This window comes from Micromonospora sp. WMMD961 (assembly GCF_029626145.1).
Lineage (GTDB): Bacteria > Actinomycetota > Actinomycetes > Mycobacteriales > Micromonosporaceae > Micromonospora.
In genome coordinates this window covers 4,428,008-4,448,098 of sequence record NZ_JARUBJ010000002.1, presented here as the reverse complement: position 1 = coordinate 4,448,098, position 20,091 = coordinate 4,428,008, and the positions used below count along the sequence as shown (strand labels likewise).

General features: G+C 72.1%; 17 protein-coding genes. 12 read left to right on the top strand and 5 right to left on the bottom strand.

The features are described 5' to 3' along the window. The first annotated feature begins 83 nt into the window (after positions 1-83). Entirely contained in the window at positions 84-977 is an 894-nt protein-coding gene (locus O7614_RS20155) for a helix-turn-helix transcriptional regulator (RefSeq protein WP_278140026.1), read from the top strand. Here the strand turns inward: O7614_RS20155 and O7614_RS20150 are convergent, their stop codons facing one another. Further along, positions 978-2,861, bottom strand: coding sequence for a Xaa-Pro dipeptidyl-peptidase (locus O7614_RS20150; RefSeq protein ID WP_278140025.1), 1,884 nt, complete (start codon positions 2,859-2,861; stop codon positions 978-980). Positions 2,862-2,988: 127 nt separating this feature from the next. Next, on the bottom strand, positions 2,989-3,525 hold the full coding sequence (locus tag O7614_RS20145) for a helix-turn-helix domain-containing protein (RefSeq protein ID WP_278140024.1): 537 nt from the start codon (positions 3,523-3,525) through the stop codon (positions 2,989-2,991). Positions 3,526-3,811: 286 nt separating this feature from the next. On the opposite strand from O7614_RS20145, the gene O7614_RS20140 reads away from it, so the two are divergent. The 11 genes from O7614_RS20140 (at position 3,812) to O7614_RS20090 (ending at position 17,437) form a co-directional block, all read left to right on the top strand. Then, complete coding sequence (locus O7614_RS20140; RefSeq protein ID WP_278140023.1) at positions 3,812-5,416, top strand: ABC transporter substrate-binding protein; 1,605 nt, start codon at positions 3,812-3,814, stop codon at positions 5,414-5,416. A gap of 11 nt (positions 5,417-5,427) precedes the next feature. Next, positions 5,428-6,513, top strand: coding sequence for an ABC transporter permease (locus O7614_RS20135; RefSeq protein ID WP_278140022.1), 1,086 nt, complete (start codon positions 5,428-5,430; stop codon positions 6,511-6,513). Continuing rightward, positions 6,510-7,409 (top strand): ABC transporter permease, encoded by a 900-nt coding sequence (locus O7614_RS20130; protein WP_278140021.1) that lies wholly within the window; start codon positions 6,510-6,512, stop codon positions 7,407-7,409. The genes O7614_RS20135 and O7614_RS20130 overlap by 4 nt, the downstream gene beginning before the upstream one ends. Before the next feature lies 1 nt (position 7,410). After that, positions 7,411-8,388, top strand: coding sequence for an ABC transporter ATP-binding protein (locus O7614_RS20125; protein WP_278140020.1), 978 nt, complete (start codon positions 7,411-7,413; stop codon positions 8,386-8,388). After that, positions 8,385-9,362, top strand: a complete 978-nt coding sequence (locus O7614_RS20120; protein WP_278140018.1) for an ABC transporter ATP-binding protein — start codon at positions 8,385-8,387, stop codon at positions 9,360-9,362. Before O7614_RS20125 ends, O7614_RS20120 begins: the two co-directional genes overlap by 4 nt. Positions 9,363-9,371: 9 nt before the next feature. Continuing rightward, entirely contained in the window at positions 9,372-10,643 is a 1,272-nt protein-coding gene (locus O7614_RS20115) for an amidohydrolase family protein (protein ID WP_278140017.1), read from the top strand. After that, the gene (locus O7614_RS20110) at positions 10,640-12,322 is read left to right on the top strand and encodes a DUF885 domain-containing protein (protein WP_278140016.1); all 1,683 of its coding nucleotides are present in this window, start codon (positions 10,640-10,642) and stop codon (positions 12,320-12,322) included. The genes O7614_RS20115 and O7614_RS20110 overlap by 4 nt, the downstream gene beginning before the upstream one ends. Then, on the top strand, positions 12,312-12,686 hold the full coding sequence (locus O7614_RS20105) for a nuclear transport factor 2 family protein (RefSeq protein WP_278140015.1): 375 nt from the start codon (positions 12,312-12,314) through the stop codon (positions 12,684-12,686). Before O7614_RS20110 ends, O7614_RS20105 begins: the two co-directional genes overlap by 11 nt. Next, positions 12,683-13,009, top strand: a complete 327-nt coding sequence (locus O7614_RS20100) for a TIGR04076 family protein (protein WP_278140014.1) — start codon at positions 12,683-12,685, stop codon at positions 13,007-13,009. Before O7614_RS20105 ends, O7614_RS20100 begins: the two co-directional genes overlap by 4 nt. Next, positions 13,006-13,998, top strand: a complete 993-nt coding sequence (locus O7614_RS20095) for an LLM class flavin-dependent oxidoreductase (RefSeq protein WP_278140013.1) — start codon at positions 13,006-13,008, stop codon at positions 13,996-13,998. The genes O7614_RS20100 and O7614_RS20095 overlap by 4 nt, the downstream gene beginning before the upstream one ends. Positions 13,999-14,101: 103 nt before the next feature. Next, positions 14,102-17,437: a S8 family peptidase gene (locus O7614_RS20090; protein ID WP_278140012.1), complete on the top strand. Its 3,336-nt coding sequence runs from the start codon at positions 14,102-14,104 to the stop codon at positions 17,435-17,437. A gap of 60 nt (positions 17,438-17,497) precedes the next feature. On the opposite strand, the gene O7614_RS20085 is transcribed toward O7614_RS20090, so the two are convergent. The 3 genes from O7614_RS20085 to O7614_RS20075 form a co-directional block, all read right to left on the bottom strand. Continuing rightward, positions 17,498-17,992, bottom strand: a complete 495-nt coding sequence (locus O7614_RS20085) for a DUF2231 domain-containing protein (protein WP_278140011.1) — start codon at positions 17,990-17,992, stop codon at positions 17,498-17,500. A gap of 173 nt (positions 17,993-18,165) precedes the next feature. Beyond that, positions 18,166-18,915: a hypothetical protein gene (locus O7614_RS20080; protein WP_278140010.1), complete on the bottom strand. Its 750-nt coding sequence runs from the start codon at positions 18,913-18,915 to the stop codon at positions 18,166-18,168. A 44-nt stretch (positions 18,916-18,959) separates the two neighbouring features. Continuing rightward, positions 18,960-20,000, bottom strand: a complete 1,041-nt coding sequence (locus tag O7614_RS20075) for an SEC-C domain-containing protein (RefSeq protein WP_278140009.1) — start codon at positions 19,998-20,000, stop codon at positions 18,960-18,962. Between the last annotated feature and the right edge of the window lie 91 nt (positions 20,001-20,091).

Here is a 20,091-nt window from a genome sequence, read left to right as displayed (position 1 = left end):
CCGCCGGATGTGGCAGGGCCCCCGTTTTCCCAGGTCCCACCAGGGCCCCCTCTGCGGCACAGGCACCGGATTACGGTGTGACCATGAGGGATGAGGAAGCGGGCGACAGCCACCGGCTGGGTAGCTACCTTCGTGCCCGGCGAGAGCTGGTCTCACCGGCGCAGGTGGGCCTTCCGAGCGGCGGTAGGCGTCGCGTGCCCGGCCTGCGACGTGAGGAGGTCGCCCTGCTCGCCGGAATCAGCCCCGACTACTACCTGCGCCTGGAACGGGGCCGCGACAGGAACCCCTCACCGCAGGTCCTCGAATCACTCGCGCGCGTGCTGCAACTCGACGACGTCGAGCGGACGTACCTGCTCGACCTCGCGGCAGCGCGCCCCCGGGCGCCGCGCCGCAAGCGGTCCGAGCACGTACCGGCGCGGGTGTACGAGCTGCTCGCCCACCTGCAGATCCCCGCGTTCGTCGAAGGACGCGCGTTCGACGTCCTGGCCTCCAACCCCATGGCCGTGGCGCTCTCGCCGCGCCTGCGGCCCGGCCAGAACCGGCTTCGTTCGCTCCTCCTCGATCCCGAGGAACAGGCCTTCCACCAGGACTGGACGAGGGCCACCGCCGACTTCATCGCCGCCCTCCGCACCAGCATCGGCGACGACATCGACAACCCTCGCTTCGTCGAGCTGGTCGGCGAACTCGCTCTGTCCAGTCAGCGCTTCCGTGCCCTGTGGGCCCGGCACGACGTCCGCAGCCTCGACGGAGGCACGACCACGGTGAACCACCCCGTCGTCGGTGAACTACGCCTGCACCGCGACAAACTCCCCATCGGTGACGTCATCCTCGTCGTCTACTACCCCGACAAGGGCAGCGACAGCGACGAGAAACTGCGGCTGCTTGCCGCACTCGCACACACCGAGGCCGCCGCCGAGCACGAACGGGTGGGGCAGCCCGACGCGTCGTCGGACCGCCCCGCCAGTTCGAAGAGCTGATCAGAAGCCGAGGACGGCCCGCCCGCCGACCACCGGCAGTCGCAGCTCGCTGTCGTTCGGCGCGACCCGCAGCTCGGTGCCGCCCAACGGCAGCAGGGTGTACTCCTGATCGCTGGAGAAGACGACCACGCCGATCCGGTGGCCCGCCGGGAAGACGTAGTCCTTCGGCTCCATGGTCCACCGGTAGTCGTACAGCTTGCCCTGCTTGACCGGCGCGGTGCGTGCGGCGCTCTTGCGGTTCTGCGGGTCCATCCAGCCCCGGGTCACCACGGTGGGCGCGGCGGTCGACCCGGCCGGGCCGTAGTCGACCAGGTACGCGGTGAGGTTCGCGTCCGGCTTGTTGTCGATCGCCATCCGCAGTCGCATCTCGGGCCGCCCGGAGATGCGTACGCTCTGCGTCAGCTCGGGGGAGCGGTACGCGAGCCGGTTCGCGCTCGCCGTGTCCGGGTTGGACACCAGGGTGTCCGGGTGGATGGTCCGGCCCTCGTCGACGAAGCTCTGCTCGATCTTGGCCTTGGGCGGCTTGCCGGTGGTGAGCGCGCCCGGGGCGGCGGCGTCGGTGGCGGCGAAGCGCAGGCCCACCTCACGTGCCGCCGGGTCGGGCCAGTTGGCGTACGTGGTGTAGGCCCGGTCCTCGCGCTGCAGCACCGCTGTCGGCTCGTCCATGATGCCGTTGCGGACGTTCCACAGCCAGAAGTCGAACCAGCGGTTCTCGGTCTGCTTGTACGTCCACGTCTGGCCGCTCGGCAGGGTGACCGACGCGCTGCTGCCCGGCCCGCCGTGCCCGCCCTGGTGCAGCCAGATCTTGCGGGGTACGTCGCGCTTGGCGAGCTGGTCCCACCAGCCGGCGAAGTGCTCGGTCTTCACGTTCCAGTCGTTGAGGCCGTGCACGACGAAGACGCTGGCCTTGACGTTGCGGGCGTCGAGGTAGTCGCGGTCCTGCCAGAACGTCGAGTAGTCGCCGGTGATCCGGTCCTGCTCCTCGGTGATCTCCGCGATCTCGTCGGCGCAGGGCCCCTCGGCCCGCGCCTGCCCGGCGGTGTACTGGGCCAGGATGTCGAGGTCCTCGCCCTGGTACGTCCCGGGCGCGACGACCAGACCGTTGGCCCGGTAGTAGTCGTACCAGCTGCTGATCGCGGAGACCGGGACGATGGTCTTGAGTCCCTTGACCCCGGTGGTGGCCACCTGGTTGGGCAGGGTGCCGTTGTAGGAGACGCCGGTCATGCCGACCGCGCCGGTGGTCCAGCCTGCGGTGACCGGGGTGCCGCTGGCGTCGTACCCCTTGGCCCGGCCGTTGAGCCAGTCGATGACCGCCTTGGTGCCGAGCGTCTCGGCCTGGTCGCCGCTGGTCGGGCAGCCGTCCGAGTCGCCGGTGCCGACGCTCTGACCGAGCACCACCGCGTACCCGCGTGGCACGTAGTAGTCGTCCAGCGAGCCGGGCAGGTTGGCCTTCGCCTGGGCCCGCTGTACGCCCGCGTCGAGCGCCCGGCGTCCGGAGCGGTCGGTCAGACCGTTCTGCGGCAGGTCGTCGACGAGGACGCTCGGGTACGGCACGTCACCCCAGGTGCCCTTGCGGTACGGGCTGTGCTCGAAGATGACCGGAACCTTGAAGCCGGTGGTGGCGGTTTCCCGGGGTCGGGAGATGTCGATAGCGACCCGGTCGAGCCGGCCGTCGTGGTCGGTGTCCACCGGCGTCTGGACGAACACCCGCTCCTCGATCGCGTCGGCGAGCGAGAACACCGGTAGGGTCATGCCGTCGCTGACCACGATGCCGGTGGGCGTGGTGGCGGCGGGCGGAGCAGCCGTTGCGGTGGGGGCTGCGCTGAGCACCAGGGCGCCGGACACTCCGACGCTCAGTAGTGCCAGATGACGGGGTCGACGCACGCGCGTCTCCCTTCGGTTGGGCTGGTTGCCGGGGGTCGGCACTGACCAATCTCGAAGATCCATTCGTCGACATGCTAGGTCCGCGGGCAGCGTCCCGTCGATCCCTTCCGCTGTCCACGGTGGCCGGTCAGGGGGTCGGTGGCGTCACCGCGATGATCAGGTGGGCGCGTTCGTCGCTGGCGTTGCGATAGAGGTGCGCCAGGCGCGAGTCGAAGGTGATCGATTCACCGGCGGTGAGGGTGTACGACTCGGCACCGATCTGTGCGACGACCTCGCCGGTGACGACGATCGCGCACTCGGTGGACGGGTGTGCCCAGGGTTCCGCCGAGCTGGCGTCGCCGGGCGCGAGGTGGGCCTGGAGCACCTCCAGGTCGCCCCGGCCGGGGGTGAGTCGTTCGTAGGTGATCTGGCCGGGTGGCGCGGCCAGCCGGGTCCGGGCGCCGACCCGGCTGATGTGCACCGGCGGCGCCTCGGGCTCGGAGAACAGCTCCGCGATCGAGGTGTCGAAGACCTGGGCGAGCTTGCGCAGGGTGGACAGGCTCGGGTCGGTCGCGCCGTTCTCGATCTGGCTGAGCAGCGCGGGGGACACGTCGGCGGCTGTGGCGAGCTGGCGCAGCGTGAGGGAGTGCTGCTGACGCAGGTCGCGGAGTCGGTCACCGAGCATGTGTCCTCGTTCCAAAAACAGTGTGACTGAATCTTGATTGACCCGACTATACGCGTCTGTTTAGTATCGCTGAACAACAGGCGGCAACGTTCGACACCACTAGACAAGGCCGCGTCGAGACGAACCGGACCACGTCCCCAGTCCGGCCTACATCCAACCCGAGACGACGCTTCCCGAGAACCCCGCGACGCCCCTCGCCGCTTCGGCCGGTGGTCGGCGTCGCCCCGAGGCGTCGACGCCCCGCGGTTCCCGCCCGGCGGGCCGCGCGATAGAAGGTAGGAACAGCATGTCGGTGTCCCCCCGCCGGCTCCTCGCCGGAGCGTCCGCTCTGGCGACGCTGGCCGTCCTCTCCGTCAGCGCCTGTAGCGCCGGCGGCAGCGGTGGAAACGCGAGCGGTGCGGCCAAGACGCTCACCGTGAACACCTCGTTCGTGCTCAAGACCCTCGATCCTGGCCGGGTCTACGAGGCGACCGGCCTGACCGCCGTGCACGCCCTCTACGACACCCTGCTCACCTTCGAGGGCTCGGACGTGAGCAAGCCCGTTCCCGCACTGGCCGAGTCGTACCAGGCGTCACCGGACGCGAAGACGTTCACCTTCAAGCTGCGGCAGGGTGTGACGTTCGCCGACGGCAGCCCGCTCACCGCCGACGACGTCGTCTTCTCGCTCAACCGCCTGAAGAACATCAAGGCCAGCCCGGCGGTCACCGTCAGCGGCCTGACCGTGACCAAGACCGACGACAGCACCGTCGTGGTCGCCTCGGCGACCCCTGACCCGAACATCCCGGTCGTGCTGTCGATGCCGTCGACAGCGGTGCTCAACTCCAAGGCCGCCAAGGAGCACGGTGCCCGCGACGGCGCCGACGCCGCGCAGGGTGACACCGCACAGCAGTACCTGGACACCAACTCCCTCGGCAGCGGCCCGTACGTGCTGAAGTCGTACGACCCGTCGGCGCAGGTGGTGCTGGAGGCCAACCCGAAGTACTGGGGCACCAAGCCGCAGTTCTCCCGGGTGGTGCTGCGCAACATGGACGTGCAGACCCAGAAGCTGACCATGCAGCGGGCCGAGGCCGCCGAGATCTCCCTGGACATCTCCGGCAAGCTCCTCGACGGCCTGCCGGGCAGCCTGCAGACCTCCGGCGTGCAGGACACCGTCTACTTCCTCTTCCTCAACGCCGACCCGGGTGTCTCGCCGATCACCTCCAACCCGAAGTTCAACCAGGCCCTGCGTGCCGCCATCGACTACCAGGGCATCGCGGCCCTGTACGGCAAGGGCGCCGCGCCCGGCGCCGGGCTGGTCGCGCCCGCCTTCCCGGGCGCGCTGCCGGCCGGCGAGGAGTCCAAGCGTGACGTGGCGAAGGCCAAGGCGCTGCTGGCCGAGGGCGGCCTGACCAACCCCTCGGTGAAGTTCACCTACCCGGCCATCACCTACAAGGGCGTGGACCTCGGCACGGTGGCCACCAAGGTGCAGGGCGACGCCGCCGAGGCGGGCATCAAGCTGGAGCTGAACCCGCAGCCGCTGACCACCTTCCTCGACGAGATGCGCGGCGGGAAGTCCCCGCTCGGGTTCACCCCGCAGAGCCTGAACTACCCGGTCGCCGACTCGCTCATCAACAACATGGCACCCGGGCAGGCGACCGCGCTGCGCTCCGGCTGGACGGTCGAGCGGGCCGACCCGGCCATCGTGGCCGCCGGTAAGAAGGTCACCGAGACCCTCGACCTGGCCGGCCGGGCCGCCGCCATGCAGGAGTGGCAGCGGCTGATGAACGCGTCCTCGCCGTACCTGGTGCTGGCCAGCAACTCCTCCATCGTCGTGGCGACCAAGGACCTGACCGGCGCGGACTACACCGCCGCCGGTTGGCAGGTGGACGTCGCCGCGGTCGGCCGCAAGTAGTCGGCGACGACATGACGACAGTCCACGACGGTGAGCCGGGCGCGGTCGCCACGACCGCGTCCCGGCCCCGGGGTGCCCACCCGCTGCTGACCTTCCTGGCCAAGCGGGTGGGGATCACCGCCGGCCTGCTGCTGGGCGTCACGGTGGTGACGTTCGGACTGGTCAACGTGGTCCCCGGTGACCCGGTCACCGCCAACCTCTCCGACCAGGCCCTCAACGACCCCGCCGCGGTGGCCGCCTTCCGGCAGAAGTGGGGCCTGGACCAACCACTCTGGGCCCAGTACCTGCACTACCTCGGCAACCTGCTGCACGGCGACCTGGGCCTGTCCCAGCAGACCGGCCGGGCCGTCCTGGACGACCTGCTGCACTACGTGCCGGCAACCCTGGAACTGGCCATCCCGAGCATGGTGCTGGCACTGCTCATCGGTACCGGGATCGGCATGCTCGCGGCGGTCCGCAACGGTCGGCTCACCGACCAGCTCGTCCGGATCGGCGCCCTGCTCGGGCTGTCCACCCCGCCGTTCTGGCTGTCCCTCGTGGTGCTCTACGTCTTCTTCTACCAGCTCGGCCTGGCCCCCAGCGGCGGGCGACTCTCCACCGACTTCAGCCCGCCGCCCACCGTCACCGGCATGTACACCGTCGACGCGGCGCTCGCCGGGCAGTGGGACGTCGCCTGGGACGCCGCCCAGCACCTGTCCCTGCCGGTGCTGGTGCTGACCTCGCTGACCGTGGCGATGCTGGTCCGGTTCGTCCGCTCGGCGATGCTGGAGGTGCTCCAGCAGGACTACATCCGCGCCGCGTACGCCAAGGGTCTGCCGACCCGGGTGGTGCTGCGCCGGCACCTGCTGCGCGCCGGCCTCGTCCCGGTGGTCACCGTCTCCGGGCTGGCCTTCGCCTCACTGCTGTCCGGGACGGTGCTGGTCGAGAGCATCTTCGGCTGGCCCGGCGTCGGCCAGTACGCCTATCGCAGCGCCACGGCACTGGACCTGCCCTCGATCCTCGGCGTCAGCCTGTTCGTGGCGCTGGTCTACACGGTGGTCAACCTGACCGTCGACCTGCTCTACGGCCTCATCGACCCGAGGATCCGACTCTCATGACGACACTCGCGGACCCGAAGGCTGCGCGGGCCCTGGGCCGGCGTCGCTGGCTCGGCCGACTGCGCGGCGGCCCGACCAACCGGCCGGTCTGGCGCCAGCCGATCACGATGGTGGCCCTGGCCATCCTCGGTGGATGGTTGCTGCTGGCACTGCTCGCTGACGTCCTCGCCCCGTACGGCCCGCTGGCGCAGAGCCCCGACGCGTACGCGCCGCCCTCCGGGGCGCACTGGTTCGGCACCGACTCGCTGGGCCGGGACATCCTCAGCCGGGTCATCCACGGCGCCCGCCTGTCCATCCCGCTGGCCCTGGCCATCGTGTCGTTGGCCCTGCTGGTCGGCGGGCTGCTCGGGCTGGTCGCCGGTTACGTCGGTCGGTTCGTCGACGAGGCGCTGATGCGCCTGACCGACCTGGTGTTCGCGTTCCCGCAGATCATCCTGGCCATGGCGGTGACGGCGGCGTTCGGCCCGAACACCCGCAACGCCGTGCTGGCCCTGGTCATCGTGTCGTGGCCGGTCTACGCCCGGGTCATCCGCAGCGCCGTGCTGGGCATGCGCGGCGACGACTACCTCAACGCCGCCCGGCTGCTCGGCGTCGGGCCGATCCGCGCGCTGCGCCGCGACGTGCTGCCCAACAGCGTCGGCCCGGCGATCGTGCTGGCCACGCTGGAGCTGGGCAACGCGGTGCTGCTGCTCGCCGCGTTGTCGTTCCTCGGCCTCGGCCCCCGCCCGCCGGCCGCCGAGTGGGGCTCGATGGTGGCCCTCGGCGCGCAGGACCTGTCGATGTGGTGGGTCAGCGTGTTTCCCGGTCTCGCCATCCTGACCGTCGTGATGGCGTTCAACGTGCTCGGCGACGCGCTGCGGGACCGGCTCGACCCCCGCTACACGAAGGGACGCTGAGGTGGCACCGCTGCTCGACGTCGACTCCCTGGCCGTCACCCTGCCCTCGCCGCGCGGCCCGCTGCCGATCCTGCACGACGTGTCGTTGACCGTCGACGAGGGGGAGTTGGTCGGCATCGCGGGGGAGAGCGGCTGCGGCAAGAGCCTCACCGCGCAGACCCTGCTCGGGTTGCTGCCCCCGGGGGCGGCCGTCAGCGGCTCGGCCCGCTACGCCGGCACCGAACTGCTGGGCCTGGACAACAAGGGCTGGCAGCGGGTGCGCGGGGCCGGCATCGCCATGGTGTTCCAGGACCCGAGCGCGGCCCTGCACCCGATGCTCACCGTCGGCCGGCAGCTCACCGAACACATGCGGGTGCACCTGCGGATGGACCGGCGGGCCGCCGCCCGCCGTGCGGTCGAGCTGCTCGACCAGGTCCGCATCCCGGACCCGGAACGGGCCCTGCGCGCCTACCCGCACCAGTTCTCCGGCGGGATGCGGCAGCGGGTGGCCATCGCCATCGCCCTGGCCGCCCGCCCCCGACTGCTGATCGCCGACGAACCGACGACGGCCCTGGACGTCACCGTGCAGGCCGGCATCCTGGCTCTGCTGGACCGGCTGCGCGCCGAGACCGGGCTGGCCGTCGCGTTCATCACCCACGACCTCGGGGTGCTCAGCGCCCTCACCACCCGCGGCTACATCTTCTACGCCGGGCGGGTCGTCGAGATCGGCCCGACCGGTGCGCTGCTCACCGCGCCCACGCACCCGTACACGGCCGCGCTGCTCGGTGCCCGCCCACACGGCACCCAGACCGGCGGGACGCTGCGGCCCATCCCGGGCGCGCCGCCGGCACCCGGTGAGGCACCGCCGGGATGTCCGTTCGAACCCCGCTGCGGGTACGCCGAACCGTCCTGCGCAACGGCCCCGCCCCCACTCACCCCCGCCGCCGCCGACCGGTCGGTGGCCTGCGTGGTCCGCCCGAACCTGGAGGTGGCCGCATGACGACCCCCGCGTCCGCGCGACTGTCCTTCACCGACGTCGAGGTCGAGTACCGGTCCCGAGGGCGAGGACGGGTACGGGCCGTCGCCGGCGTCAGCCTGGAGGTGCTGCCCGGCCAGATCGTCGGCCTGGTCGGCGAGTCCGGGTGCGGCAAGTCCACGCTGGCCCGCGTGGCGGTCGGGCTGAGCGCGCCGAGCGCCGGCACCGTCGAGTACGCCGACCGGCCGGTCACCCCGCTGGGCTGGCGACCCCGGTCGGACGCCGAGGTCGGCCTGCAGATGGTCTTCCAGAACCCGTACGCCTCGCTGAACCCCCGACGCACCATCGGCTCGCAACTCCTCGACGGCGTACCGGCGACGGTCACCGGGGCGGCCCGCCGGGCCCGGGTGCACGAACTACTCGACCGGGTGGCCATGCCGGCCAGCGCCGCCGACCGTTATCCGCACCAGTTCTCCGGCGGTCAGCGGCAGCGCCTGGCGATCGCCCGGGCGCTCGCACCGGAACCCCGGATGATCATCGCCGACGAGCCGGTCACGGCTCTGGACGCCTCGTCCCAGGCGCAGGTGGTGAACCTGCTCGTCGGGCTGGTCCGGGACCTCGACATGGGCATGCTGTTCATCTCGCACGACCTGTCGCTGGTGCACGAGATCGCCGACGTGACCGCCGTGATGTACCTGGGTCGGATCGTCGAGGCCGCACCGACCCGTGAGCTGTGGCGCGCGCCGCGACACCCGTACACCCGGGCGCTGATCGACGCGGTGCCGCAGATCGGGCCCACTCCGCGGCTGCCCGCCACTCTTGCCGGGGAGGTGCCCGACCCGGCCAACGCCCCCACCGGGTGCCGGTTCCGGCCGCGTTGCCCGCACGCGTTCGCGCCCTGCGGGGAGCAGCCGCCCACCGTCGACCTGGGCGGCCGCAGCGTCGCCTGCTGGCTCACCGACCCCGTGGCGGCGCCGACCGCCGCGCGCTCACTCTGAGGACGCCCCATGCGTATGCCCACCGAACAGGTCCTGGTCAACCTCGCCCTCTACGACGGTGTCCAGGACACCCTCCAGCCGGACCGAGGCATCTGGATCGGCGCGGACGGGATGATCCGTGCCGTCGGCCCGGTCGACGACGTCCTCGCCGAGGCCGGCGACGCCCGGGTGGTCGACCTGGGCGGCGACCACGTCATGCCCGGTCTGACCAACATGCACGTACACCTCTCGCTGGGGCTGCCGGGCCACCTCGCCGACTCGGTGCACAACTCCAACCTGGCCGAGCTGGTGCTGCTGATGGCCGACTCGGCCCGGCGCACCCTGCACTCCGGTGTCACCACCGCCCGCCTCGTCGGCGAGAGCCGGTACGCGGACTTCGCCCTGCGCCGGGGCATCGAGGCCGGCGCTGTCGACGGGCCGCGCATCTTCACCGCCGGCCACGCGCTCTGCTGCACCGGCGGGCACGGCTGGGAGGCCGACGCCCTCGAAGCCGACGGCGCGGACGGGTTCCGGCGGGCCACCCGCGAGCAGCTCCGCGCCGGCGCAGACCTGATCAAGGTGTGCATCTCCGGTGGGATCGCCGGACAGCACGAGGCGATCGACACGCCGCAGCTGCTCGACGACGAGATGGCCGCCGTCATCCGGGTCGCCCACGACTGGGGGCGCAAGGTCACCGCGCACGCCGGCCCGGCCGACTCGGTCCGCCGGGCCGTCGAACTGGGCCTCGACTGCGTCGAGCACGGGTACGAGCTGACCGACGACGTCACCCGGCTGATGGCCGAGCGGGGCGTCTGGTACGTGCCGACGATCGTGGTGAGTCGCTGCGAGCAGTTCTTCCGCGACTCCGGGGTGCCCGGCTGGCTGATGGACCGGGCCCTCGCCGCCGGCCCCCGACACTGGGAGAGCCTGCAGCACGCCATCCGCAACGGTGTGCCGATCGCGCTGGGCAGCGACATGCCGCCGCACGCCGGCTACGACGAGACCACCGCGACCGTTCGTGAACTGGAGTTCATGGTGGACGCGGGAATGCCGGTCGCGGACGCGCTCAAGGCCGCCACCGTCCGCCCCGCCGAGTGGCTGGGTCGCACCGACACGCTGGGCAGCATCGCTGTCGGCCGGCACGCCGACCTGTTGGTGCTGCGCGACGACCCGACCCGCTCGGTGTCGGCGCTGCGCACCCTGCACGCCGTGGTGAAGGGCGGCGTCGCGTACCGCGACGACAATGGCCGGTTCGGCGTCGCGTACCGCGACGACAACGGCCGGCTCGGCGTACCGCGATGAGCAGCATCACCGACGTCGCCGACGGGTACCTCGACGCGCTCGCCGAGCTGGACCCGCAGGCGGCCGAGGCCGCGGGGCGTACACCCGGATCGCAGATCCCGGACCTCTCGCCGGACGGCTTCGACGCCCGCGCGGAGCTGGCCCGACGCACCGCGACGGCCGCCGCCTCGGCCAGCGCGCACCGCCCCGGCGAGCCGGCCCTGGCCGACGCCCTGCGTGACCGGCTGGCCAGCGAGGTCGACCTGTACGACGCGGGCTTCACCACCCGGCTGCTGGCCCCGCTGGCCACCCCGGTGCACCTGCTCCGGCAGGTCTTCGACAACCTGCCCCGGGACACCGCTGACGACTGGGCGGTGGTCGCCGCGCACCTGCGCCAGGTGCCCGAGGCCCTCGCCCGGTACGCCGCCACACTGCGCCGGTCGGCGCAGCGTGGACAGCTGGTCGCCCGCCGGCAGGTGCTCGTGGTCGCCAACCAGTGCACGGCCTGGACCCTCGCCGACTTCTACGGGCGGCTGGTGGAGGGCTACCCCGGCGGCCCGCTCGCCGCGCAGCTGCACCTGGGCGCACGGCTGGCCACCGCCGCCACCTCCGGCTTCGCCGCGTTCCTCCGGGCCGACCTGGCACCCGTTGCCTCCGACGTGGACGGTGTGGGTGCCGACCTCTACCGGGTCACCGCCCGCAGTTTCCTCGGCGCGACGATCGACCTCGACGAGGTGTACGCGTACGGCTGGGCGGAGTTGGACCGCACCGCCGCCGAACTGCGGACCGTGGCGGGCGAGCTGGGTCACCCGGGGGTGGCGGCCGCGCGGGCGGCGTTGGACGCCGACCCGACCCGCCGAGTGCCGGCCGGGCCCGCCCTGGAGGAGTGGTTGCGGCAGCGCACCGAGCAGCTGACCGACGCGCTCGACGGGCCCCACTTCGACATCCCGGCCGCCACCCGGCCGGTGGTGTGCCGGATCAGTCCCGCCACCTCCGGGGTCATGTACTACACGCCGCCCGACCCGGCGTTGACCCGGCCCGGCGGGATCTGGTGGTCGGTGCCCTCCGGCGAGTCGACGGTGCCGGTGTGGCGGCACGTCGGGACGCTCTGCCACGAGGGGCTGCCCGGCCACCACCTCCAGCACGCGCTGACCCTCACCACCGCCGACCTGCACCCGTGGCAGCGCCACCTGTGCCAGGTGCACGGGTACGCCGAAGGGTGGGCGCACTACGCCGAGCGGCTCGCGGACGAGATCGGGCTGTACGCCGACCCGGCCGAACGGCTCGGCATGCTCGACGGCCAGATGTGGCGGGCCGCTCGCGTGGTCGTCGACCTGGGCCTGCATCTCGGGCTGCCGATCCCGGCCGGCAACGGGTTCACCGAGGAGCGGCGGTGGACGCCGTCGCTCGCTGTCGACGTGCTGACCCGTGTCGCCGGCCTGGACGCCGAGACGGCGCGCTTCGAGGTGGACCGGTACCTCGGCTGGCCGGCGCAGGCCCTCGCCTTCAAGGTCGGGGCGCGGTTGTGGCAGCAGGCCCGCCGGGAGGCCGAACAGCGCGACGGGGCCGCGTTCGACCGGAAACGCTTCCACCACACCGCGTTGGCGCTCGGGCCCATGGGACTGGACCCGCTGCGCGCCCGGCTGGCCAACCTGACCTGTCGTACCCCCGGATCGGAAGTGACCGCCGATGAGCGCTGACCAGCTCACCACCACCATCACCGACCTGTACCGGTCCCTCGGCGACCGGCAGGCGTTCGACGCGCACCTGCACCCCGACCTGACGTTCTGGGAGTCCGACGCCGACGGCCTGCTGTCCGGCCTGGGCGCGCTGGACGAGCTGCGGGACCGACGTGCCACCCGGGCCGCCGGTTCACCGCCGCTCTCGGTCGCGCCGGAGCACCTGCACGCCGACGCGTGGGGCGACACCGGCCTGGTGCGCTACGTGCTGCGGGCCCGCTTCGCCGACACCCGGCCGGACGAGTGTTTCCGGGTGACCGACGTGCTGCGCCGCGAGGCCGGCACCTGGCGGATCGTGCACCACCACGCGGAGGCCGTGCGATGAGCGCCGAGGAACCCACCACCGACCTGTACGACCTGCGCGTCGTGGTGGAGCGGATCGAGGGCCGCTCGGTGTGCGGCCTCAGGCCGGGCGACCACTTCGACGTGACCGAGTCGAACCGGCTGACCATCCCGGCCGGAGGGCACTTCTGCCTGTACGCCCTGGCCGCGTGTCTGCCCCTGATCCCCGCCAAGCAACGGGAACTGGCCGAGGGGGACTGGCTGGCCCAGGACAGCCACGTCGCCTGCCCGGACCCGGAGGAGCGGCTCATCATGCGGATCGAGCGGACCGGCCGCCGGCAGATCCCCACCGGGGAGCTGACGTGAGCGACGGGCTGGTCGGCATCGGCCTACAGTCCGACAAGTCCGCCGACGAGTACGCCGAGTTGGCCGAGTTGACCGAGCGGCACGGTTTCGACGTGCTGTCGGTCTTCGGTGACCTGATGTACCAACCGCCGATCTTCCCGCTGCTGGTGGCGGCCCGGCACACCCGGCGCATCCGGCTGGGCGTGGCGTGCCTCAACCCGTTCACCATGCACCCGGTCGAGGTGGCCGGTCAGGTGGCCGCACTGGATCTCGCCTCGCACGGCCGGGCCTACCTCGGGTTGGCCCGGGGCACCTGGCTCGACGAGATCGGCGTGCCGCAGGTCCGGCCGATCCGGCGCATCGTCGAGACGGTCGCCGTCGTCCGGCTGCTGCTCGGCGGTGACGACAGCGGTTTCCAGGGCAGCGAGTTCACCGTGGCGCCCGGCACGTCGTTGCGGTACACCACGGCCCGTGCCGACGTACCGGTCCTGGTCGGCACCTGGGGACGGCAGACCGCGCGGGCGGCGGCCGGTTTCGCCGGCGAGGTCAAGGTCGGCGGGTCGGCGAACCCGGCGATGGCCCGGCTGATGCGGGCCTGGTTGGACGAGGCGGCCGCCCCGGACCGCGACCGCGCGGGTGTGGTGCTCGGGGCGGTGACAGTGGTCGACGAGGACGGTGCCGTGGCCCGGCGGGTGGCCCGCCGAGAGGTGGCCATGTACCTGGCGGTGGTCGCCGCCCACGACCCGACGATCGAGGTGGACCCGGAGTTGCTGGCGCGGATCCAGCAGCATGTCGCCCGCCGGGAGGACGACCTCGCCGGGGCGCTGATCGGCGACGACCTGCTGGACCTGTTCGCCTTCTCCGGCACACCCGAGCACGTCGCCGCGCAGGCGGCGGCGGTGTTCGACGCGGGGGCGAGCCGGGTGGAGTTCGGCACCCCGCACGGGTTGACGCCGCACGGCGGGATCGACCTGCTCGGCCGGCGGGTGCTTCCTTTGTTACGGCGGTGAAAACCCCTCGTCGTGGGCCTTAAAAAGATCGAGTACTCGTGCTTATGATCTTGAAAGGAGTCGCCCGAAGAGGCACTTTCGTCCACATTAGACGAGGAGCAGCATGCTCAGGAGAACGCGGTGGCTGATGGCGGTTGCCGTCACGGCCACGACGCTGGCCGCCCTACCGGGCGGCTCGGCCACAGCCGGCAACATCGACCGGCCCGGCGCACCCGCCGTCTCGGCCGACGGCAAGGCGCACACCGTCACCCTGCTGACCGGCGACGTGGTGACCGTCCGGAGCACCGGCTCGGGCTGCCCGCAGGCCACGATCCGCCCGGTCGACGAGAACGCGGTGATCAACCAGAGCTGCGGCCCCGACGGTCACCTGCACGTCGTCCCCGCCCGGGTGGCGTCCCAGGTCGGCTCGGTCCTCGACCCCGACCTGTTCGACGTCAGCACGCTCATCGCCGACGGATACGACGACGACAACTCCGCCGAGCTGCCGCTCATCGTGCAGCCCGCCACCGCGTCCGCCCGGGTCGCCGCGCTCGGCGACGTGCTGCCGCTACCCAGCATCGGCGCGGTCGCCGGCCGCGTACCCAAGAAGAGCCCGGCCACCGCGAAGCTGGCGACCAACTCGCTGCTCGCCGGAGCGAAGAAGGTCTGGCTCGACCGCAAGGTCCGCGCGACCGCGCTGACCGGCGGCGGACCGCACGCCGACCTGGACCGCAACCTGGCCCAGATCGCCGCACCGGACGCCTGGAAAGCCGGCTACACCGGCAAGGGGACCACCGTCGCGGTGCTCGACACCGGCGCCGACTTCACCCACCCGGACCTCATCGGACGGGTCGCCGACCGGGCCGACTTCACCGCCGAGGGCGGTGACGCCGTCGACCACAACGGCCACGGTACGCACGTCGCCTCGACCATCGCCGGCACCGGGGCCGCCGCACACGGCCAGCGTCGCGGTGTGGCGCCGGACGCCAAGCTGGTGATCGGCAAGGTGCTCGACGATTACGGCTCCGGTGCCGACTCCGGCATCATCGCCGGCATGGAGTGGGCCGCCACCCGGGCCGACGTCATCAACATGAGCCTCGGCGGTAGCGAGGCCGACGACGGCACCGACCCGCTCTCGCTCGCCGTCGACGGTCTGAGCAAGTCCACCGGCACGCTGTTCGTCATCGCCGCCGGCAACAGCGGCGCGGCCATCTCGTCGCCCGGCTCCGCCGCCAGCGCGCTGACCGTCGGCGCCGTCGACCGCAACGACAAGCTCGCCGACTTCTCCAGCCGTGGCCCGCTGGTCAGCAGCCACGTCGCCAAGCCGGAGCTGGTCGCGCCCGGTGTCGACATCGTCGCCGCACGGGCCGCCGGCACCAACCTGCAGGACCCGATCGACAAGCACTACGAGGCGATCAGCGGCACCTCGATGGCCAGCCCGCACGTGGCGGGCGCCGCCGCGCTGCTCGCCCAGCGCCACCCGGACTGGACCGGCGAGCAGCTCAAGGCCGCACTCGTCGGCGCCGCCGACCCGCTGACCGGAGTCGACGCGTACGCCGTCGGAGCTGGCCGGCTCAACGCGGCCCGGGCCCTCGGCGGCCCGACCAGCAACCAGCCGCTGGTCAACCTCGGCACGTTCGCCTACCCGCAGGCCGGCACCAGCGAGGCGAAGCTGAGCTGGACCGCTGAGTCGGCGGCCGTCCTCGACCTCGACGTGGCGGTGGTCAACCACGACGGCCAGCCGGTGCCGCGCGGCGCGGCGACGCTGACGACGAGCCGGGTCACCCTCAAGCGCGGCGCGACCGCCGGTGCGACGGTGCGGATCAACCGCGCGGCGCTGGCCGCCCGACCCGGTTTCTACCTGGCCACCGTCACCGCCCGTGCCGGCCGCAAGCTGGTCTCGACCACGCCGGTGAGCTTCTACGTCGAGCCGCCCAGCTACGACCTGACGATCCACACCAAGCCGATGCCCGGCCTGCGGGACGGCGCTGACACCTGGATCAACCTCATGGTCGCCAACCTCACCGACCCCCTGCTGTTCTACGGCGGGAGCGGCGGCATGCCCGGGGAGACCTTCACCCTGCGGGTGCCGGCAGGCCGGTACTCGGTGCTCGGCGCGTCGATCGCCTACTACGTCGACAGCGACGTGCAGGAGAGCACCCTCACCGCGGCGGGTGACCTGGACGTACACGCCGACCGGAGCGTGACTCTCGACCCGGCGCAGGCCCGGCCGGTCACGGCGACCGTCGACGGGATGCCCACCAAGACCACCCGGACCGACGTCACCACCTTCCAGACCGCGGTGAACGGCCTGCCGTGGTGGCACCAGATCAGCGGATTCGGGACGGCCACGGCGGTCCGCAGCGTGGCGATCCCGAAGCCCACCATCGGATCGCGGCGCACCTGGGCGGCCGTCAACATGGACTCGCCGGCCGGCACCGCGAAGCCGTACCGCTACAACATCGTGCACGAGTACGCCGACGGCGTGCCGGCCGACCCGTCGTTCCGGGTGACCAGGGCGGAGCAGGCCCGGCTGGCCCGCATCGACGAGTTGTTCCACCAGACCGACTCACCGGAGATGTACACCACGTTTGTCCGCTTCGGTGAGACTCCCGACGGGGTGCCGGTGACCCAGACCTTCGAGGGCGTCATGCCGCCGAGCCGGACGTCGTACCTCTCGCCGGAGATCGTCTGGGCCGACGAGGGCGTCTACGGCGGGCTGGCGGCCGTGGAGGCGCCGCGTCGGTACCTGCCAGGCAGTCGGCAGTCCAAGGTCTGGGCGCGGCAGCCGCTGCACTCCGACTGGTACGACGACCCGGCCGGCGCCGACTGGAGTTGTGCCACCCCGCCGTCGCGGACCCGGGGCAACCTGCACCTGGACATGGTGACGCTGACCGACCAGCACCAGCGGGCCGACTGCCTGCAGGGCGAGGCGATCGGCGTGAAGCGCAAGCTGTCGCTGTACCGCAACGGCAAGCTCGTCGACGAGCGGTCCGGCCCATTCGGGGACTTCACCGTCGGGCAGTCGATGGCCGACTACCGGGTGACGCTCGACGTCGACACGAGTCTGATCCTGCCGATCTCGACCACTGTGAACACCTCGTGGACGTTCCGGTCCGCCGGCCCCGACGGGACCGGGAGCGTGCCGCTGCCGCTGCTCGCTGTCGACTACGCCCTGCCGATGGACCACGACAACCACCCGGTCGACGGAACGGCCGAGCTGGCCGTCCGTCAGGCGCACGGTGTGCGGGCCCAGAAGGTGACGTCGTTCCAGGTCTGGACCTCGACCGACGACGGTGCCACCTGGAAGACCGCCCGGGTCACCGGAAGCGGGGACAGCTACCGGGTCGCGCTGCCGAAGGCCACCGCCGGGCAGGCCATCTCGCTACGGGTGAAGGCCACCGCCAACGGCGGTAGCGGGATCGACCAGACCATCATCCGGGCGTACCACGCCGGCTGACGGTCATACGGTTGTGCGGCCCGGCTCCGGCCGGGCCGCACCACAGCTCTTCCGGGCCCGTCACTGGCCTTCCCAGACCGCCTTCGCGCCGGAGTCGCCGGTGCGGATCACGTAGTACACGGCGATGCCGGCGGCGACCACCGACAGCACCTGCAACGCGAGAGTCAGCGGTCGAGAGGGCCGTCCGTCGGCGGTCGCCTCGGCGGCCCTCGGCGCGACGAACCAGACCAGTGCCAGCGCCACGATCCCCAACAGGATCGTGGCCCAGAGCGTGATGTCGCCGAACTCCTGGTGCGTCTCCAGCGTCGGCAGGAACTCGGGGGTCACCCGGTTGGCGGCACGCATGCGCTCGAGGAAGGCGTCGCCGGTGAGCTTCGCCAGCAGGGCTGCGATCGGCGCACCCACCGCGAGCAGCCCCAGCACCCAACGGGTGTGCGGTCGGATCAGCGGGACGAGCGCGTAGCCGATCGTCAGGAGCGCCAGCAGCGGCACGAACACGACAGCGGCGTGCAGCACCAGCGGGTGGGCGGGGATGCCCATGAACTCCTCGAACATCGGCGTCTCCTCCGGGCATCGGTCGGACGTCGATCGTCCAGGAAAGGACGCTATCGGTAGAAGCCGGGCGTGTCAGCCCCCAAGATTGCCACCAGTGCCCGTCCCGGCCGGCCCGGCTGCTGCGCCGGGCCGCGCCCGGCACGACAGTCCTGCGTCGTCGACGGTGGCAGCGTTCAGTGCGGGTACCTGCCAAACGTGCTGCTCAGAGCGATCCGCGCAGCACACGGCAACTCGCCCGGCGCCAACTGTGTGTGCGACGGCCGCCAGAGCTCGGTGCCCTGCGCGGTGACCCGGACCAGGATGCAGTCGTACTGTGCGGCCCGCAGGGCCACGCCGACCCTGCCGTCCTGCGCGGTCACCTCCTGCGCGATGGCAGGGTCCAGTTTCAGGCCGTCGATCGCCGCGCGGACGGCGGCCTCGTCCGGGCCGGTGGACCCCAGGGCGCTCTTCAGACGTTCGTCGACCCCGTCGAGCGACGGATCCTGGGCGACCTGCAGGGGATCGTCGGCCGGGCACTCGATGTCGTCGTCGCGGCTGTCGTCCTTCGGGCCGAGCTGAAGACGGAAGCAGATCGGTTCGTCCCGTTCGTCGATCACCGAGCCGTCCGCGCCGATCTCCACCCCGTGCCCCATCACCCGCAACACCAACGTCACGCCGGTCTGCCAGTGCGTCTCGCCGGTGACCGCGAGGACCGCGACGTCGGGGTCCTGGCTGGCCGAATGAACGTACTTGTCGGCCTGGTAGAGGTGGTCGTACTCGAACCGGAAGAGAACCCGGTCGACCTTCTCCGCGGCGTCGGCCACGGCCGTGTCGTGGATCGGGTCGTCCGGGCGGTCGACGTAGTGCCACAGAGCGCCACCCACCAGCGCCACTGCCAGCAGCAGACTTCCGCCGACAAGCACTCGCCGTCTTCTGATCGCCACGGACCGGATTATGTCGCAGCCGGGACGCCGCCGATGCCCCTCGACTACCGCGACCGGGGCAGACAGTCCTTCTTGTACTTCAGGCCGGAGCCACACCAGCAGGCGTCGTTACGCTCCGGCGGCCAGGGAATACGCGAGCTGGGTCGCGCCTGGACCTCGGCCGCGTACCCCGCCCGCACCGCCGCGTCGGTCGGGTCGCCGTCCCGTCGACCGGCGAACCCGTTCAGCCCGGCAACCGTCGCGCCGAACACGCCCAACCCGCTTTGACCGGCGCTTCGCAACCGGACCAGCTCCGTCTCCAGCCGCCCCCGGTGCGCGTCCCAGTCCGGCCCGTACACCTCGGCGAGCGCGGGATGCTCGGCGAGCAGGCGATCGAACTCGGCCCTCGGCCAGAAGAGCAGATCCGACTCGGCGTCCCTGCGCTCCCCGGCCCGGCGCACGAGCTGGGTCTCCAACCGGTCCGCCAGGTCGTCCTGCCGGTCGTGCGGCAGGTTCAGATTGCGGCGTACCCGATGCCGCTGTTGCAACAGGAAGAAGGCCACACCCGGCGCGTCCGGCGGACCGAGATCGACCACCGGGTCGATCGCCGTGCTGGCCGGCCCGGACGCGGCGGTCGCGCGTTCGTTGAGCACTGTGTCGACCGCCTCGCTCAGCCACGTCTCGGCGGTCGCCGAGCGCCCACCGGCGTCCAGCGCGGCACTGACGTAGGCGGGGGCGTCGGGCTGCGTGCGCAGTAACGGGCGCAGCGCGGTCAACTCCGCCAGCGCCTCGTCGTCGCGACCGCCGGCCCGGAACAGGGCGCGGGCCCGCAGCGCGCGGGCGAACCCGGACCGGGGGTCGTCCCCGGACGGGTATGCCGCCACGGCCTGCTCCGCGTACCGCAGGGCCGCCTCGGGCCGCGCCCGGATCTCGGCGATCTCGGCGGCCAGGGTCAGGGCGTCCCCGGCGTCGTCCGGATCCTCCAGCCGGCCCTGCTCGGCCGCCTCCGCGAGGTCGGCGGCGACACCGAGCGGGTTGGCCGTCCCGAGCGCCGAGCGGCGCAGTTCAGCGAGGTCAGCCTTGGTGAGTACGTCTTTCGTCGGCACGATCTCACGGTACGTCGGCCGGTGCCCGGCCTACCGGCAGATCACCGGTAACGCTGCTCACTGATCGGCCTGGCCGACGGCGGCTACCGGT

Bases quoted from the DNA above. Each gene is read 5' to 3' on its own strand.
- O7614_RS20155 (WP_278140026.1), top strand. From the start codon at position 84: ATGAGGGATGAGGAAGCGGGCGACAGCCACCGGCTGGGTAGCTACCTT.
- O7614_RS20145 (WP_278140024.1), bottom strand. From the start codon at position 3,525: ATGCTCGGTGACCGACTCCGCGACCTGCGTCAGCAGCACTCCCTCACG.
- O7614_RS20140 (WP_278140023.1), top strand. From the start codon at position 3,812: ATGTCGGTGTCCCCCCGCCGGCTCCTCGCCGGAGCGTCCGCTCTGGCG.
- O7614_RS20135 (WP_278140022.1), top strand. From the start codon at position 5,428: ATGACGACAGTCCACGACGGTGAGCCGGGCGCGGTCGCCACGACCGCG.
- O7614_RS20130 (WP_278140021.1), top strand. From the start codon at position 6,510: ATGACGACACTCGCGGACCCGAAGGCTGCGCGGGCCCTGGGCCGGCGT.
- O7614_RS20120 (WP_278140018.1), top strand. From the start codon at position 8,385: ATGACGACCCCCGCGTCCGCGCGACTGTCCTTCACCGACGTCGAGGTC.
- O7614_RS20115 (WP_278140017.1), top strand. From the start codon at position 9,372: ATGCGTATGCCCACCGAACAGGTCCTGGTCAACCTCGCCCTCTACGAC.
- O7614_RS20110 (WP_278140016.1), top strand. From the start codon at position 10,640: ATGAGCAGCATCACCGACGTCGCCGACGGGTACCTCGACGCGCTCGCC.
- O7614_RS20105 (WP_278140015.1), top strand. From the start codon at position 12,312: ATGAGCGCTGACCAGCTCACCACCACCATCACCGACCTGTACCGGTCC.
- O7614_RS20100 (WP_278140014.1), top strand. From the start codon at position 12,683: ATGAGCGCCGAGGAACCCACCACCGACCTGTACGACCTGCGCGTCGTG.
- O7614_RS20090 (WP_278140012.1), top strand. From the start codon at position 14,102: ATGCTCAGGAGAACGCGGTGGCTGATGGCGGTTGCCGTCACGGCCACG.
- O7614_RS20085 (WP_278140011.1), bottom strand. From the start codon at position 17,992: ATGTTCGAGGAGTTCATGGGCATCCCCGCCCACCCGCTGGTGCTGCAC.